This is a genomic window from Burkholderia sp. Bp9090, assembly GCF_003857985.1.
In the GTDB taxonomy this organism is placed as follows: Bacteria; Pseudomonadota; Gammaproteobacteria; order Burkholderiales; family Burkholderiaceae; genus Burkholderia.
In genome coordinates this window covers 92,587-108,643 of record NZ_QTPV01000012.1, presented here as the reverse complement: position 1 = coordinate 108,643, position 16,057 = coordinate 92,587, and the positions used below count along the sequence as shown (strand labels likewise).

13 protein-coding genes and 1 tRNA gene are annotated in these 16,057 nt (G+C 66.3%); 9 read left to right on the top strand and 5 right to left on the bottom strand.

The features are described from left to right. Positions 1-12: 12 nt before the first annotated feature. A complete protein-coding gene (zwf, locus tag DIE16_RS14260) occupies positions 13-1,482 on the bottom strand; it encodes a glucose-6-phosphate dehydrogenase (protein WP_124487777.1) in 1,470 nt (489 codons plus the stop codon). Between the two features lie 432 nt (positions 1,483-1,914). On the opposite strand from zwf, the gene DIE16_RS14255 reads away from it, so the two are divergent. The 4 genes from DIE16_RS14255 to DIE16_RS14240 all read left to right on the top strand — a co-directional run bounded on the left by DIE16_RS14255 (position 1,915) and on the right by DIE16_RS14240 (position 6,315). Continuing rightward, a complete protein-coding gene (locus tag DIE16_RS14255; protein WP_124521642.1) occupies positions 1,915-3,162 on the top strand; it encodes an ABC transporter substrate-binding protein in 1,248 nt (415 codons plus the stop codon). Between the two features lie 138 nt (positions 3,163-3,300). Beyond that, the gene (locus DIE16_RS14250; protein WP_124487779.1) at positions 3,301-4,239 is read left to right on the top strand and encodes a carbohydrate ABC transporter permease; all 939 of its coding nucleotides are present in this window, start codon (positions 3,301-3,303) and stop codon (positions 4,237-4,239) included. Next, entirely contained in the window at positions 4,229-5,086 is an 858-nt protein-coding gene (locus DIE16_RS14245; RefSeq protein ID WP_044846210.1) for a carbohydrate ABC transporter permease, read from the top strand. Before DIE16_RS14250 ends, DIE16_RS14245 begins: the two co-directional genes overlap by 11 nt. Before the next feature lie 110 nt (positions 5,087-5,196). After that, entirely contained in the window at positions 5,197-6,315 is a 1,119-nt protein-coding gene (locus DIE16_RS14240; protein ID WP_124892494.1) for an ABC transporter ATP-binding protein, read from the top strand. A gap of 88 nt (positions 6,316-6,403) precedes the next feature. Here DIE16_RS14240 and DIE16_RS14235 read toward each other — a convergent pair whose 3' ends face one another. The 3 genes from DIE16_RS14235 to trxB form a co-directional block, all read right to left on the bottom strand. Then, complete coding sequence (locus DIE16_RS14235; RefSeq protein WP_044846208.1) at positions 6,404-7,027, bottom strand: trimeric intracellular cation channel family protein; 624 nt, start codon at positions 7,025-7,027, stop codon at positions 6,404-6,406. Further along, positions 7,014-7,793, bottom strand: a complete 780-nt coding sequence (locus DIE16_RS14230; protein WP_124487780.1) for a Smr/MutS family protein — start codon at positions 7,791-7,793, stop codon at positions 7,014-7,016. Before DIE16_RS14230 ends, DIE16_RS14235 begins: the two co-directional genes overlap by 14 nt. Positions 7,794-7,929: 136 nt before the next feature. Beyond that, positions 7,930-8,892, bottom strand: a complete 963-nt coding sequence (gene trxB, locus DIE16_RS14225) for a thioredoxin-disulfide reductase (RefSeq protein ID WP_044846206.1) — start codon at positions 8,890-8,892, stop codon at positions 7,930-7,932. Between the two features lie 411 nt (positions 8,893-9,303). On the opposite strand from trxB, the gene DIE16_RS14220 reads away from it, so the two are divergent. The 3 genes from DIE16_RS14220 to DIE16_RS14210 all read left to right on the top strand — a co-directional run bounded on the left by DIE16_RS14220 (position 9,304) and on the right by DIE16_RS14210 (position 13,862). Then, the gene (locus DIE16_RS14220) at positions 9,304-11,613 is read left to right on the top strand and encodes a DNA translocase FtsK (RefSeq protein ID WP_124487781.1); all 2,310 of its coding nucleotides are present in this window, start codon (positions 9,304-9,306) and stop codon (positions 11,611-11,613) included. Between the two features lie 46 nt (positions 11,614-11,659). Continuing rightward, positions 11,660-12,349, top strand: coding sequence for an outer membrane lipoprotein chaperone LolA (lolA, locus tag DIE16_RS14215; protein ID WP_044846204.1), 690 nt, complete (start codon positions 11,660-11,662; stop codon positions 12,347-12,349). A gap of 202 nt (positions 12,350-12,551) precedes the next feature. Then, positions 12,552-13,862, top strand: coding sequence for a replication-associated recombination protein A (locus DIE16_RS14210; protein WP_044849211.1), 1,311 nt, complete (start codon positions 12,552-12,554; stop codon positions 13,860-13,862). Between the two features lie 42 nt (positions 13,863-13,904). Here the strand turns inward: DIE16_RS14210 and DIE16_RS14205 are convergent, their stop codons facing one another. Further along, complete coding sequence (locus DIE16_RS14205; RefSeq protein WP_124487783.1) at positions 13,905-14,171, bottom strand: DUF2164 domain-containing protein; 267 nt, start codon at positions 14,169-14,171, stop codon at positions 13,905-13,907. A 251-nt stretch (positions 14,172-14,422) separates the two neighbouring features. On the opposite strand from DIE16_RS14205, the gene serS reads away from it, so the two are divergent. Continuing rightward, positions 14,423-15,724: a serine--tRNA ligase gene (gene serS / locus DIE16_RS14200; RefSeq protein ID WP_044849213.1), complete on the top strand. Its 1,302-nt coding sequence runs from the start codon at positions 14,423-14,425 to the stop codon at positions 15,722-15,724. 131 nt (positions 15,725-15,855) lie between these two features. Further along, a tRNA-Ser gene (locus DIE16_RS14195) sits at positions 15,856-15,946 on the top strand. The last annotated feature ends 111 nt before the right edge of the window (positions 15,947-16,057 follow it).

The window sequence follows — 16,057 nt, the reverse complement described above, 5'->3', positions numbered from 1 at the left end:
CAACGGTTTGCATCAGTTTTCTTCTTCGAGCCAGCAGGTGCCGTGCTGCGCGAGCATCGCGCTCGCCGCGGCCGGCCCCCACGTGCCTGCCGCGTACGGCTTCGGCGGTTTCAGCGAGCGTGCCCATTCGTTCAGGATCGGCTCGACCCAGCGCCACGCGGCTTCCTGCTCGTCACGACGCACGAAGAGGGCGAGGCGGCCGTTGATCACGTCGAGCAGCAGGCGCTGGTACGCCTCCATCTGCCCTTCCTTGAAGAACTGGTCGAACGCGAGGTCGAGGTGCACGCTCGCGAGGTTCATCCCTTCGCCGGGCTGCTTCGCGAGGCAGTACAGGCGAATCGTCTCGTTCGGCTGCAACCGGATCACGAGGCGGTTCGAACCGGGGCGCAGCGCGGTCGGGCCCAGCGCCGAGTGCGGCACCGGCCGGAAGTTCACGACGATCTCCGCGACGCGGTCGGCCAGACGCTTGCCGGTGCGCAGGAAGAACGGCACGCCGGCCCAGCGCCAGTTCTCGATCTCGACCTTCAGCGCGACGAAGGTTTCGGTCGGGCTGTCGGGTTTCACGCCGGGCTCGGTGGCATAGGCCGGCACCTGCGCGCCCTTGATCACGCCCGCATGATACTGGCCGCGCACCGCGACCTTGCCGATGTCGCGCGGATCGATGGGCTTCAGCGCACGCAGCACGCGCAGCTTTTCGTCGCGCACCGCGTCGGAATCCATCGAGTGCGGCGGCTCCATCGCGACGATCGACAGCAGCTGCAGCAGGTGGTTCTGCACCATGTCGCGCAGTGCGCCCGTATTGTCGTAGAAATCGCCGCGCGCCTCGACGCCAAGCTCCTCGGCGATCGTGATCTGGATGCTCTCGACCCATTCGCGGCGCCACAGCGGCTCGAACAGCGCATTGCCGAAGCGCAGCGCGAGCAGGTTCTGTACCGGCTCCTTGCCGAGGTAGTGGTCGATCCGGTAGATCTGGTCTTCCGCGAAGATCTCGCCGACCGCGTCGTTGATCGCGTTCGACGATTTCAGGTCGTAGCCGAGCGGCTTCTCGAGCACGATGCGCGCGCCCTCGTTCAGGCCGACCGATGCGAGCGCCTTGCAGATCGGCACGAACAGCGACGGCCCTGTGGCGAGATAGAACACGCGGATGCCGGACAACTGCGCGACCGCGTCGCGCAGCACGACGTAGTCCTCCGCACGGCCGAGGTCGAGCTTCACGTATTCGATGCGCTCGAGGAAGGATTTCCACACGCTTTCGTCGAATGCCTTGCCGGCCGCCTTCGCCGCATGCGGCTTCACATGCGTGTCGACCCACTCGAGATAGCCGGCCCGATCCGATTCGTGCCGCGCGACGGCAACGATCCGGCCGCTTTCCGCAAGCATGTTGCCGCGGTGCGCTTCGAACAGCGCGGGCAGGATCTTGCGCATCGACAGGTCGCCGGTGCCGCCGAAAAGTACGAAGGTAAAGCTGGAATCGGTATGCATGTGTCTCCGCCGATTGGGGGTGCTGGGAAGCGATCCGTAGTGCGATAAAAATATTTTTGACACTGAATTGTAGTTTAACTACAATCCGCCGCAAGGGGTAGCACCTGGGCGAAGAAAAAAAGAAGCGCGGTCGATGAACTGCGCGAGCTTCGCCTTCGGGAGCGCCTTGTGCCGAATGTTATCGGACATTGACGGTGCGCATCGTCCGCGCATCGTCGCCCCCGGGCTCGCGCCGCGGCATCGCGGCGGGCCAGAAACACAAAGAGGAGACACGCCGTTGAATCTCGATTCACGCTTTCTGTAAGAGCCCGGCCGGTCATCGGCCCCGTACGCTGCAATGCGTCCCGCGGCTCGATTTCCCCGTCGTTTATCAAGAAGCCGGTTCCCCGTCAGGGAACCTCACGAGTTGATTCAGTCTGGAGGAGATAAGTAATGAAAGTTCGCTCGATCATGGGCGCGCTCTGCGCCGCGGGTCTGATGGCTGGCGCCGTGGCGGCGCAGGCGGCCGAGAACGTAACCGTGCTGCACTGGTGGACCTCGGGCGGCGAGTCGAAGGCCGTCGGCGTGCTGAAGGACGACGTGCAGAAGCAGGGCTACGTGTGGAAGGACTTCGCGGTCGCGGGCGGCGCCGGCGCCGCGGCGATGACCGCGCTGAAGACCAAGGTGATCAGCGGCGACGCACCGTCGGCCGCGCAGATCAAGGGCCCGCTGATCCAGGACTGGGCCGACCAGGGCGTGCTCGTCAACATCGATTCCGCCGCCGGCGACTGGAAGCAGAACCTGCCGCCGGAAATCGACAAGATCATCAAGTACAAGGGCCACACCGTCGCCGCGCCGTTCTCGGTGCACCGCGTGAACTGGCTCTATATCAACAAGGCCGCGCTCGACAAGGTCGGCGCGAAGGTGCCGACCACCTGGCCCGAATTCTTCGCGGTGGCCGACAAGCTGAAGGCTGCCGGCATCCAGCCGGTCGCGATGGGCGGCCAGCCGTGGCAGGACCTGACGCTGTGGGAAGACGTCGTGCTGTCGCAGGGTCCGGCGTTCTACAAGAAGGCGCTCGTCGATCTCGACCAGGCCACGCTGACGTCGCCGCAGATGCTGTCGGTGTTCGACACGGTGCGCAAGATCCAGGGCTACTTCGACACGGGCCGCAACGGCCGCGACTGGAACCTCGCGACCGCGATGGTGATCAACGGCAAGGCCGGCATGCAGTTCATGGGCGACTGGGCGAAGGGCGAGTTCGAGAACGCCGGCAAGAAGGCGGGCAAGGACTACATCTGCGCGGCGGTGCCGGGCACCGCGAATTCGTACACGTTCAACGTCGACTCGTTCGTGTTCTTCCAGCAGAAGGGGCAGAAGGACGCGACGCCGGGCCAGGTCGCACTCGCGAAGACGATCATGACGCCGGACTTCCAGGAGCAGTTCAGCCTGCTGAAGGGCTCGGTGCCGGTGCGCCTCGGCGTGAAGATGGACAAGTTCGACGACTGCGCGAAGAAGTCGTATGCCGACGAGCAGACCGCGATCAAGTCGGGCGGCTTCGTGCCGTCGCTCGCGCACGGGATGGCGCAGGGCGATGCAACGGCCGGCGCGATCACCGACGTCGTGACGAAGTTCATGAACTCGCAGCAGGATTCGAAGAGCGCGGTCGCCGCGCTCGCGAAGGCCGCGAAGGTGAAGTAAAGCGCGACAGGCGCCCGGCCGGAAACGCAGGATCGGCCGGGCGTTCCTGCATGTGCAGCAAACGGGCTCGCTCGCGGGCCCGTGTCGTACCCGGCGCCGGCCCGGCCTGCGTCACCCTCGTTCCAGGAGTCGAATCAAGTGGCTGCCCCTCTTAGCGGAAACGGATCCGGCGCTGCCGCCGCACGGCGCACGTCGCCGATGTCGGCCTTCGCCGATCGCTGGATTCCGAAGCTCGTGCTCGCGCCGAGCCTCGCGATCGCCGTGGTGTTCATCTACGGCTTCATCCTGATTACCGGCTATCTGTCGCTGACCAATTCGCGGCTGTTGCCGAACTACGAATTCGACGGCTTCGGCCGTTATTCGGATCTGTTCCAGAACGACGTGTGGTGGACATCCGCCGCGAACCTCGGCTGGTTCGGGATTCCGTTCATCGCGATCTGCGTCGCGCTCGGGCTGTTCCTCGCGATCCTGCTCGACCAGCGGATCCGCAACGAAGGCGCGCTGCGCGCGATCTTCCTGTATCCGATGGCGCTGTCGTTCATCGTCACGGGCACCGCATGGCAGTGGATCCTGAACCCGGGCCTCGGCCTGGAGAAGGTGATGCACGACTGGGGCTGGACGAGCTTCTCGTTCGGCTGGCTCGACGATCCGGACAAGGCGATCTTCTGTATCGTGATCGCCGCCGTGTGGCAGTCGACCGGCTTCGTGATGGCGCTGTTCCTCGCCGGGCTGCGCGGCGTCGATGCGGAGATCTTCAAGGCCGCGCAGGTCGACGGCGCGACGCTGCCGACCATCTACCGCAAGATCGTGATCCCGAGCATGCGCCCGGTGTTCTTCTCGGTGCTGCTGATCCTCTGCCACATCACGATCAAGACCTTCGACCTGGTCGTCGCGCTGACGGCCGGCGGCCCCGGCACGTCGTCGTCGCTGCCGGCCATGTTCATGTACACGTTTTCGTTCAACCGCGGCCAGCTCGGGCTCGGCGCGGCGTCGTCGGTGATGATGCTCGCGACCGTGGTCGCGGTGCTGGTGCCGCTGATGTATATGGAATCGAGGAGCACCCGCAATGCAGCCTAAAGTGACGATCAGCCGGGCAGTGATCTATGCGGCGCTGATCCTGTTCGCGCTGTATTTCCTGTTCCCGATCTACGTGATGCTGTCGACGTCCTTCAAGGACCTCGACCAGCTGCGTACCGGCAACCTGTTGACGCCGCCGACGCACTGGACCTTCGATCCGTGGGTGAAGGCGTGGAGCGGCGCGTGTACCGGCGTGCGCTGCGACGGCATGAAGCCGTTCTTCCTGAACTCGCTGCAGATGGTGATTCCGGCCGTGCTGATCTCGTCGCTGATCGGCGCGTTCAACGGCTACGTGCTCACGCACTGGCGCTTTCGCGGCGCGGATGCGCTGTTCACGATGATGCTGGTCGGCTGCTTCATCCCGTTCCAGGTGATCCTGCTGCCGATGGCGCGCCTGCAGGGGATGCTCGGCCTCGCCAACACGATTCCGGGCCTGGTGTTCGTGCACGTCGTGTACGGCATCGCGTTCACGACGATGTTCTTCCGCAACTTCTACGTGAGCGTGCCGGCCGAGCTCGTGAAGGCCGCGCGCATCGACGGCGCGGGTTTCTTCACGATCTTCACGAAGATCCTGCTGCCGGTGTCGCTGCCGATCTTCATGGTGTGCCTGATCTGGCAATTCACGCAGATCTGGAACGACTTCCTGTTCGGGATCGTGTTCTCCGGCGTCGACTCGATGCCGATCACGGTTGCGCTGAACAACCTCGTCAACACGTCGACGGGCGTGAAGGAATACAACGTCGACATGGCCGGCGCGATCATCGCCGCGCTGCCGACGCTGCTCGTCTACGTGGTCGCCGGCCGCTACTTCGTGCGCGGGCTGACGGCGGGCGCGGTGAAGGGGTAAGCGCGGCTTCATCCGATACGACGAACCGGCCGCGCACGACGCGCGGCGCATCGAAACGAACCCGACGCGGTGCCGTGGCGCCGCGCGAGACGAGACAGAGGATTCACAGCATGGCAAGCCTTTCCATCCGTGACGTGTACAAGACCTACCCGAACGGGGTGCCGGTCCTGAAGGGTGTCGACATCGAGATCGAGGACGGACAGTTCCTGATCCTGGTCGGCGGCTCGGGCTGCGGGAAGTCGACGCTGCTCAACATGATCGCCGGTCTCGAGACCGTGACGAGCGGCGAGATCTGCATCGACGGCAAGGTCGTCAACGACCTGTCGCCGAAGGATCGCGACATCGCGATGGTGTTCCAGTCGTACGCGCTGTACCCGTCGATGACGGTGCGCGAGAACATCTCGTTCGGCCTGAACATCCGCAAGGTGCCGAAGAGCGAGCAGCAGCAGATCGTCGAGCGCGTGTCGGCGATGCTGCAGATCCAGCATCTGCTCGACCGCAAGCCGGGCCAGCTGTCGGGCGGCCAGCGCCAGCGCGTCGCAATGGGCCGCGCACTGGCGCGCGATCCGTCGCTGTTCCTGTTCGACGAGCCGCTGTCGAACCTCGACGCGAAGCTGCGCATCGAGATGCGCGCGGAAATCAAGCTGCTGCACCAGCGCCTCGGCACGACGATCGTCTACGTGACGCACGACCAGATCGAGGCGATGACGCTCGGCGATCGGATCGCGGTCATGAAGGACGGCGTGGTCCAGCAGTTCGGCGCGCCGCAGGAAATCTACGATTCGCCGTCGAACCTGTTCGTCGCGGGCTTCATCGGCGCGCCGCCGATGAACTTCATCAACGGCCGCCTGGTCGAGCAGGGCAGCGGGATCGCGCTCGAGATCGATACGGGCCTCGCGCGCAGCGCGCTGAACCTGCCGTTCGACGCGAAGCGGATGAACGGCCACGTGGGCCGCGAGGTGATCCTCGGCCTGCGTCCGGAGCGCATCACCGACGCGCGCAATGCGCACCACGGCGAGGCGTCGAAGCTGCAGCCGATCGACGTGCGCGTCGACGTGACCGAGCCGACCGGCCCGGACACGCACGTGTTCGCGCAGGTCAACGGCAAGCGGATCGTGAGCCGCGTGCATCCGGCCGCGAACCCGCAGCCGGGGCAGACGCAGTCGCTGCTGTTCGACGTATCGAAGGCGGTGCTGTTCGATCCGGCGTCGGAAGAGCGGATCGCGTGAGGCCGCGGTTGCGCTGAATGAAGAAGGGGCCGTCTCGAAGGAGCGGCCCCTTTTGTTTCTGGCGGTGCGTCCGGTGTTGCGGCGGCGATCAGTGCGGCAACCGCACGTCGAACTTGAAGGTCGCGAGCCGCGCGACGAGGATGAAGCCGGTCGCGAGCAGTACGCTGTACACCGAGTCGAACTGCAGCCACGCGAGCAGCAGGTAGAACCAGCAGCCGACGAACGCGCAGGTCGCGTACGGCCGCGAATCGCGCAGGATCAGCGGAATGTCGTTGCACAGCACGTCGCGGATGATACCGCCGACCACGCCGGTGATCACGCCCATCATCACCGCGATGAAGCGCGGCATCTCGGCATCGAGCGCGATCGCGGTGCCCGAGATGCTGAAGATGCCGAGCCCGATCGCGTCGGCCACCAGCAGCAGCCGCTCGGCCGACAGCCGCGACAGCATCCGCAACACGAACGGCGCGAACAGCGCGAGCACGAAGATCGCGATCACGTAGTCGTCGTGCACGACCCAGTAGAACGGCCGGCGTTCGAGCAGGATGTCGCGCAGCGTGCCGCCGCCGAATGCGGTGGCGAGCGCGACGACGAACGTGCCGACCGAGTCGAGACGGTTCTTGCGCGCCTCGATGAAGCCCGAGATCGCGAACGCCAGCGTCGCGATCGCCTCCAGTACCGCGATCGCGAGCGTCAGCCTAGGATGCGGCACGCGGCCCCCGATCGGCGGGCGCCGCGAGCGGCTGCAGCAGCACGAGCACCGCGCCCGCGCCGCCGTCGTGGCTGCGCGCCTCGCAGAACGCGATCACTTCTTCCTTCTGCACGAGCCACGCGCGCACCTTGCCTTTCAGCACGGGTTCCTTGCCGATCGAGCCGAGCCCCTTGCCATGGATCACGCGCAGGCAGCGCAGCCCCTTCTTGCCGGCTTCGCGGATGAATTCGGCGAGCGCATCGCGCGCCTCGTCGCGCCGCATCCCGTGCAGGTCGATCTGCGCCTGCACGATCCACGCGCCGCTCCTCAGCTTGCGCACGACGTCGCGACTGATGCCGGGGCGGTGGTAGTACAGCGATTCGTCGCTGTCGAGCAGCGTCTCGGGATCGAATTCGTCGGACAGCGTCGCGTTCAGCACGGCTTCCTCGTCGCGCTGCGTCTGCTTCGGCACCGGGTCGGGCGGCGTACGGCCGGATTTCGCGCGCGGCGGCGCGTTCAGCGGCTGGATCGCGCCGATTTCGTTGCGGAACAGGTTCGCGTCGGCTTCGGCCTTGCGTTCGGCCTTCGCGGTTTCGATGCGCTCGCGGTCGCGGCGATCGGCTTCGCCTTGCAGCGACTTGCGCAACGCGCCGAGGCCGGCCAGGCCCTGGCCGCGCAATGCGGCGGCGTCGGGCGCGGGCGGCGGCGCCGCGGGCGCCGGGTTTGCGGGACGGGCGGCGATCTTCCGCTTCGCGGGATCGCTCGGATGGGGCTGATTCTTCGCCATGATTCGGTAACCGGGCAGGCGCGTTCGGGCGCGCGGGCACAAAAAAAGCCGCTGCGCGACGGCAGCGGCTTTCCGGTCAAGCCTGCTTCGCGGCAGCGGACGCCATTGTAGCGCCCGGCGCGCGAAGGCTCGACGCTTACTTCTTGTCGTGCAGGCTTTCGAGGTAGCGCTGCGCGTCGAGCGCGGCCATGCAGCCCGTGCCGGCGCTCGTGATCGCCTGGCGGTACACGTTGTCCTGCACGTCGCCGGCGGCGAACACGCCCGGCACGCTGGTCGACGTCGCGTTGCCCTGCAGGCCGCTCTTCGTCAGGATGTAGCCGTCCTTCATCTCGAGCTGGCCCTGGAACAGGTCGGTATTCGGCTTGTGGCCGATCGCGACGAACACGCCCTGCACGGTGAGGTCCTGCTTCTCGCCGGTCTTCACGTTCTTGATGCGCAGGCCCGTGACGCCCGAATCCTCGCCCGTCACTTCGTCGAGCACGTGATCCCACTTGATGTCGACGACGCCTTCCTTTTCCTTCTCCAGCAGGCGGTCGATCAGGATCGGCTCGGCGCGGAACTTGTCGCGGCGGTGGATCACCGTGACCTTCTTCGCGATGCCCGTCAGGTAGAGCGCTTCCTCGACCGCCGTGTTGCCGCCGCCGATCACCGCGACTTCCTGGTTGCGGTAGAAGAAGCCGTCGCAGGTCGCGCAGGCCGACACGCCCTTGCCCATGAACAATTCTTCGGACGGCAGGCCGAGATACTGTGCGGATGCGCCGGTCGCGATGATCAGCGAGTCGCACGTGTATTCACCCGAATCGCCGATCAGCCGGATCGGCTTTTCGTGCAGTTTCGCGGTGTGGATGTGGTCGAAGACGATTTCGGTGTTGAAACGCTCGGCGTGCTCGAGGAAGCGCGCCATCAGTTCCGGGCCTTGCACACCCTTCGCGTCCGCCGGCCAGTTTTCGACGTCGGTCGTGGTCATCAGCTGGCCGCCCTGCGCGATGCCGGTGATCAGCACCGGGGACAGGTTGGCGCGAGCCGCGTAGACGGCAGCCGTGTAGCCGGCGGGGCCGGAACCGAGAATCAGGACTTTGGCGTGTTTGGGCGTGGACATGTGCGAATCCGTAAAGGGCGGCCGCGGCGGGCGGGGTAAGGCTCGCCGGACGGTCTGGGTTGACCGGGATGCCGTCGTAGATGGGTATCAGACGCGCATTATAAAGGCCCCGTTGCTGCGCTGCCGAACGAGAGTTTCAATCGTGGCGATAGCGTTTCTCGGTGGGGCGCCCGCAGCCGCGGGGCAGGTTGGGCGGGCGGGGCGCGGGCGGCTGCGGCCCGTGGCGGCGCATTGCCGCGGCCGGGCGTCACGGGCCGACCGGCGGGCCGGATCGCATGCGCGGGTATCGGCTTCGGCCGCCCCGACCCTCTTATGTAACCGTCATTTACACTTGGCGCCCCGGTGCAGCGTTTACAATAAGCGCGATCGAACGACAGGCGGGCGCGCGGCCCGTCCTCTTTATACGGATTCATGGCAAAAGCTCCTTATTCCGCCCAGGCACAGGCGTTGCCGCACCGGATGTCGAAGCTCCTCACGGAGATCCGCTGGATTCTCCAGGTCGCGCTCTGCGCTTTTCTGGTGATGGCCCTGTTGAGCTACAGCCGGCGCGATCCGAGCTGGACGCACGCCGCGCAGGTGGACCACATCTCGAACTGGGCGGGCCGCGTCGGCGCGTGGACGGCCGACATCATCCTGCTGCTGTTCGGCCTGTCGGCCTACTGGCTGATCGTGCCGCTCGGGCGGCGCATCGCGGTCAACTACCGGCGCATCACGCGTCACGAGGCGGTCGCCGACGAACCCGAGCGGCCGATCGGCTGGCTCACCGAGATCCTGGCGTTCGTGCTCGTCGTGCTCGCGTGCGACGGCATCGAGGCGCTGCGCATGTGGTCGCTGAAGGTGCAGCTGCCGCGCGCACCGGGCGGCGTGATCGGCGAGGCCGTGGCGGGTGCGATGTCGCACGCGTTCGGCTTCACCGGCGGCACGCTGCTGCTGCTGATCCTGCTCGCGATCGGCCTGTCGCTGTATTTCCGCTTCTCGTGGCTGTCGGTCGCCGAGCGCGTGGGCGGGGCGATCCTGTCCGCCGTCAACGTCGCTAAGCTGCGCCGCGAGGCCGAGCGCGACCGCAAGCTCGGCGAGGCCGCGGCCGTGCGCCGCGAAGGCAAGGTCGAAGAGGAGCGTGTGCGCATCGAGGATCACGAACCCGTGACGATCGTGCCGCCGGTCGTCACGCCGGCGAAGTCCGAGCGCGTCGAGCGCGAGCGCCAGGTGCCGCTCTTCACCGACCTGCCGGGCGATTCGACGCTGCCGCCGGTGTCGCTGCTCGATCCCGCGCCGAAGACGCAGGAAGCGATTTCCGCCGATACGCTCGAATTCACGTCGCGCCTGATCGAGAAGAAGCTGAAGGACTTCGGTGTCGAGGCGAGCGTCGTCGCCGCGTATCCGGGCCCGGTCGTCACGCGCTACGAGATCGAGCCGGCCACCGGCGTGAAGGGCAGCCAGATCGTCAACCTCGCGAAGGATCTCGCGCGTTCGCTGTCGCTCGTGTCGATCCGCGTGGTCGAGACGATCCCCGGCAAGAACTACATGGCGCTCGAGCTGCCGAACCAGCGCCGCCAGACGGTCCACCTGTCCGAGATCATCGGCTCGGAAGTCTATGCGGCCGCGTCGTCGGCGCTGACGCTGAGCCTCGGCAAGGACATCGGCGGCAAGCCGGTCTGCGCGGACCTCGCGAAGATGCCGCACCTGCTGGTCGCCGGCACGACCGGTTCGGGCAAGTCGGTCGGGATCAACGCGATGATCCTGTCGCTGCTGTACAAGGCCACCGCCGAGCAGGTGCGGCTGATCCTGATCGATCCGAAGATGCTCGAAATGAGCGTCTACGAAGGCATTCCGCACCTGCTGTGCCCGGTCGTCACCGACATGCGCCAGGCCGGCCATGCGCTGAACTGGACGGTCGCGGAGATGGAGCGCCGCTACAAGCTGATGAGCAAGCTCGGCGTGCGCAACCTGGCGGGCTACAACAACAAGATCGACGAAGCGGCGAAGCGCGAGGAAAAGATTCCGAATCCGTTCAGCCTGACGCCGGACGATCCTGAACCGCTCGGCCGCCTGCCGAACATCGTCGTCGTGATCGACGAGCTGGCCGACCTGATGATGGTCGTCGGCAAGAAGGTCGAGGAACTGATCGCGCGGATCGCGCAGAAGGCGCGCGCGGCCGGCATCCACCTGATCCTCGCGACGCAGCGTCCGTCCGTCGACGTGATTACCGGCCTGATCAAGGCGAACGTGCCGACGCGGATCGCGTTCCAGGTGTCGTCGAAGATCGACTCGCGCACGATTCTCGACCAGATGGGTGCCGAATCGCTGCTCGGGATGGGCGACATGCTGTACCTGCCGCCGGGCACCGGGCTGCCGGTGCGCGTGCACGGCGCATTCGTCGCCGACGACGAAGTGCATCGCGTCGTCGAGAAGCTCAAGGAGCAGGGCGAGCCGAACTACGTCGAAGGGCTGCTCGAAGGCGGCACGGCCGACGGCGACGAGGGCTCGGCCGGCGCGGGAACCGGCGAAGGCGGCGAGGAGTCTGATCCGCTGTACGACCAGGCGGTCGAGATCGTCATCAAGAACCGCCGCGCGTCGATTTCGCTCGTGCAGCGCCATCTGCGGATCGGCTACAACCGCGCGGCGCGGCTGCTCGAACAGATGGAACAGTCGGGGCTCGTGTCGGCGATGTCGTCGAGCGGCAACCGCGAAATTCTTGTGCCGGCGCGCGACGCGGAATGAGTCCGCGGCGCCCGCAGCGCCGGCCACCCAGGGAGAAAACCGCAATATGCAGCAACATTCGTTCGCAGTGTCCCTTCGTTCGACGCGGCGCTGGCTCGGCGCGGCGCTCGCCGGCGCATCGCTGATGCTCGCGGCGACGCACGCGTTCGCGGGCGGCACCGAGCAGCTGAAGGCCTTCGTGTCGCAGGTGCGTTCGGCGAAAGGCGATTTCACGCAGCAGATCGTCAAGGCGCCGGCCAAGGGCGCGAGCGCCGTGCAGGCCGCGCCGAAGCCGAACGACAATTCGAGCGGCACGTTCGTGTTCTCGCGTCCGGGCAAGTTCATCTGGACGTACCAGAAGCCGTACCAGCAGGTGCTGCAGGCCGACGGCGACAAGCTCTACGTGTACGACCGCGACCTGAACCAGGTCACCGAACGCAAGCTGAACGGCGCGCTGGGCGCGAGCCCGGCCGCGATCCTGTTCGGCAGCAACGATCTCGACAAGAACTACACGCTGCGCGATGCCGGCGAGAAGGGCGGCATCGAGTGGCTCGAGATGCTGCCGAAGGCGCAGGACACGCAATTCCAGCGGATCGGCATCGGCTTCCGCAACGGCACGCTCGCCGCGATGGAATTGCACGACGTATTCGGCAACGTCACGCTGCTCACGTTCACGAACATCCAGACGAACCCGCCGCTCAAGAGCGATACGTTCAAGTTCGTCGTGCCGAAGGGCGCGGACGTGATCAACGGCTGATCGGCACCACGCCGTTTTCCCGACACGGGCCTGCCGGCGACGGCAGGCCCGTGTTGTTTTTTGGGGCGCGGGCATCGGGCGCGGGCATCGGGCGCCGGGATCGGGCGCAAGCACCAGGCGCGGCGGTGCAGTCGCGCGGCTGTCATAATGTCGGGTCCGGCGGCCCGTTCGGCCGCCATCGTTTGATCTGGAGCGAGGGTTCATGTCCGACCTGTTTCAAGTCGAGCCGCGCCGGCCGCTCGCCGAGGCGCTGCGGCCGAAGACGCTCGCCGAGGTGATCGGCCAGACGCATCTGCTGGGCGAAGGCAAGCCGCTGCGGCTCGCGTTCGAATCCGGCAAGCCGCATTCGATGATCCTGTGGGGGCCGCCCGGCGTCGGCAAGACGACGCTCGCGCGCCTCACCGCGCTCGCGTTCGACTGCGAGTTCATCGCGCTGTCCGCGGTGCTCGGCGGCGTGAAGGACATCCGCGAGTCGATGGAGCAGGCGAAGGACACGCTGAATCGCACCGGCCGCCACACGATCCTGTTCGTCGACGAAATCCACCGCTTCAACAAGGGTCAGCAGGATGCGCTGCTGCCGTTCGTCGAGTCGGGGCTCGTGACCTTCATCGGCGCGACGACCGAGAACCCGAGCTTCGAAGTCAACTCGGCGCTGCTGTCGCGGGCGCAGGTGTACGTGCTGCAGTCGCTGAACGACGACGAGATGCGTCAGCTGCTCAAGCGCGCGCAGGAAATCGCGCTCGACGGGCTCGCGTTCGACGACAAGGCGATCGATACGCTCATCGGTTATGCGGACGGCGACGCGCGGCGCTTCCTGAACCTGCTCGAGCAGGCGCAGACGGCCGCAGCCTCGGCCAAGGTCACGACCATCGATGCCGAGTTCGTCAGCAGCGCGATGACGCTGAACGCGCGGCGCTTCGACAAGGGCGGCGACAACTTCTACGACCAGATCTCGGCGCTGCACAAGTCGGTGCGCGGTTCGAGCCCGGACGGTGCGCTGTACTGGTTCTGCCGGATGATCGACGGCGGCGCGGATCCGAAATATCTCGCGCGGCGCATCGTGCGGATGGCGTGGGAAGACATCGGCCTCGCCGATCCGCGCGCGCTGCAGGTGGCGAACGACGCGGCCGAGACCTACGAGCGGCTCGGCTCGCCCGAAGGCGAGCTGGCGCTCGGGCAGGCGGTGATCTATCTCGCGTGCGCGGCGAAGAGCAATGCGGGCTACAACGCGTTCAACCAGGCGATGGCGTTCGTGAAGCAGGACAAGTCGCGCGAGGTGCCCGTGCATCTGCGCAATGCGCCGACCAAGCTGATGAAGGAACTCGGCTACGGTCACGCGTATCGCTACGCGCATGACGAGCCGAATGCCTATGCGGCCGGCGAGTCGTATCTTCCGGAAGGGATGCGCGAACCGCGCTGGTACAAGCCGGTGCCGCGCGGGCTCGAATCGAAGATCGCCGACAAGCTCGCGTGGCTGCGCGAGCTCGACCGCGAGGCCGGCAAGAAGGACTGACCGGCCGAGCGCGGCGCGACGGCCGGCGCTGCCTGGGGCGTGTCAGCGCCGGCGGCCCGGCTGCTTCTTCCAGTACTCGAACGGCTCCTCGTGGCAGTCGATGTCGAGCTCGGCGACCCGTGCGTGCAGGCGCTCCTGCGCATCGGCGATCGCGAGGTTGTAGATTGCCGGCGCGATTTCCTCGACGAAGAAATGCAGCAGCGCACCGGCCTGGATATTGCCGATCGGCTCGTCCATGTTTTCTGTGAAATACCGTTGCAGCGACGCGATCGCGCGGTCGCGAACATCCTTGTCCAGTTCGATGGCCATCGGGTTCCCTCGGGTGATGGTGATGCGAAGACGGGTGCGTTGCCCGCCGCGTTGCGCCCGGCCGGGGCGGCTGTCGCGCGCTGCGCCGCGGCGTCGCGCAACGCGCTTCGCCGGCTGCGGGCGCGCAGGCCGGCAATGCGATACTGCCACGCCCGTCGCGCGTTTGCGGCACTGTCCATCCGGCCAATGCCGTGGCGGCCCCGCGGTGCGTTAGAATTCCCGTCTTACACAACGATTTTCCAAGTCCTCCCATGCTCGACATCCAGTTGCTGCGCAAAGACCTCGACGGCGTCGCGAAGCGCCTCGCCGATCGCGGCTACACCCTCGACGTCGCCGCGTTCTCCGCCCTCGAAGCGGAACGCCGTGCGATCCAGACCCGTACCGAAGAGCTTCAGGCGCGCCGCAACAGCCTGTCGAAGCAGATCGGCGCGATGAAGGGGAAGGGCGAGGACACGTCGGCCGTCATGGCCGAAGTCGGCGGGATCGGCGACGAAATGAAGGCGTCGGAGGCCAAGCTCGGCGAGATCCAGACGCGCCTGTCCGACCTGATGCTGGGCATGCCGAACATCGCGCACGAAAGCGTGCCGGTCGGCAAGGACGAAGCCGACAACGTCGAAGTGCGCCGCTGGGGCACGCCGCGCCAGTTCGACTTCGAGGTGAAGGATCACGTCGACGTCGGCACGCCGCTCGGCCTCGATTTCGAAACCGGCGCGAAGCTCGCCGGCGCACGCTTCACGATGCTGCGCGGCTCGATCGCACGCCTGCACCGCGCGCTCGCGCAGTTCATGATCGACACGCACACGCTGCAGCACGGCTACAGCGAGACGTACACGCCGTACATCGTGAATCCCGAGATCCTGTACGGCACGGGCCAGCTGCCGAAGTTCGCGGACGACATGTTCCGCGTCGAGAAGGGCGGCGCCGAAAACACGATCACGCAGTACCTGATCTCCACGTCCGAGATTTCGCTGACGAACACCGTGCGCGAGTCGATCGTCGAAGGCTCCGCGCTGCCGATCAAGCTGACCGCGCATTCGCCGTGCTTCCGCTCGGAAGCCGGTTCGTACGGCCGCGACACGCGCGGGATGATCCGCCAGCACCAGTTCGACAAGGTCGAGATGGTGCAGGTCGTCGCGCCGGACGCGTCGTATGCGGCACTCGACGAGATGGTCGGCCACGCGGAGGCGATCCTGCAGAAGCTCGGCCTGCCGTACCGCGTGATCACGCTGTGCACGGGCGACATGGGCTTCTCGGCCGCGAAGACGTTCGACCTCGAAGTGTGGCTGCCCGCGCAGAACACCTATCGCGAGATCTCGAGCTGCTCGAACACCGAGGCGTTCCAGGCGCGCCGGATGCAGGCGCGTTTCCGCAACGCGCAGGGCAAGCCGGAACTCGTGCATACGCTGAACGGCTCCGGCCTCGCGGTCGGCCGCACGCTCGTCGCAGTGCTGGAGAACTACCAGAATGCCGACGGTTCGGTCACGGTGCCCGAGGCGCTGCGTCCGTACATGGGCGGCATGGAGCGAATCGAAGCGCCTGCGCAGGCGTCGTGAGATCGCTGCGCGATCGGTGTTCGACGGGCTCGCAAAAAATTTTGCAAAAAACGCTTGTGAGTTTCGAAGAGATCGTTCTATAATCTTTTCTTTCCCGGACACGACCAACCGGGAAATGAAGCAGCAAGGAAGGAGAGGTGGCAGAGTGGTCGAATGTACCTGACTCGAAATCAGGCGTACGGTTTCCCCGTACCGTGGGTTCGAATCCCACCCTCTCCGCCAAAATACGAAGCCCCGTGATCCGGAAGGATCACGGGGTTTTTCGTTTTGGTCGCCCGGTGGCGAGCGTGCATGCGATGTGCGGTACGCGCGCGCGTACCGATCGGCCGGCAC

What these genes read in the sequence shown, in the direction of transcription:
- lolA (WP_044846204.1), top strand. Translation starts at nt 11,660, where the DNA reads ATGCAGCAACATTCGTTCGCAGTGTCCCTTCGTTCGACGCGGCGCTGG.
- DIE16_RS14240 (WP_124892494.1), top strand. Translation starts at nt 5,197, where the DNA reads ATGGCAAGCCTTTCCATCCGTGACGTGTACAAGACCTACCCGAACGGG.
- DIE16_RS14230 (WP_124487780.1), bottom strand. Translation starts at nt 7,793, where the DNA reads ATGGCGAAGAATCAGCCCCATCCGAGCGATCCCGCGAAGCGGAAGATC.
- DIE16_RS14245 (WP_044846210.1), top strand. Translation starts at nt 4,229, where the DNA reads ATGCAGCCTAAAGTGACGATCAGCCGGGCAGTGATCTATGCGGCGCTG.
- DIE16_RS14220 (WP_124487781.1), top strand. Translation starts at nt 9,304, where the DNA reads ATGGCAAAAGCTCCTTATTCCGCCCAGGCACAGGCGTTGCCGCACCGG.
- DIE16_RS14255 (WP_124521642.1), top strand. Translation starts at nt 1,915, where the DNA reads ATGAAAGTTCGCTCGATCATGGGCGCGCTCTGCGCCGCGGGTCTGATG.
- serS (WP_044849213.1), top strand. Translation starts at nt 14,423, where the DNA reads ATGCTCGACATCCAGTTGCTGCGCAAAGACCTCGACGGCGTCGCGAAG.
- zwf (WP_124487777.1), bottom strand. Translation starts at nt 1,482, where the DNA reads ATGCATACCGATTCCAGCTTTACCTTCGTACTTTTCGGCGGCACCGGC.
- trxB (WP_044846206.1), bottom strand. Translation starts at nt 8,892, where the DNA reads ATGTCCACGCCCAAACACGCCAAAGTCCTGATTCTCGGTTCCGGCCCC.
- DIE16_RS14210 (WP_044849211.1), top strand. Translation starts at nt 12,552, where the DNA reads ATGTCCGACCTGTTTCAAGTCGAGCCGCGCCGGCCGCTCGCCGAGGCG.
- DIE16_RS14205 (WP_124487783.1), bottom strand. Translation starts at nt 14,171, where the DNA reads ATGGCCATCGAACTGGACAAGGATGTTCGCGACCGCGCGATCGCGTCG.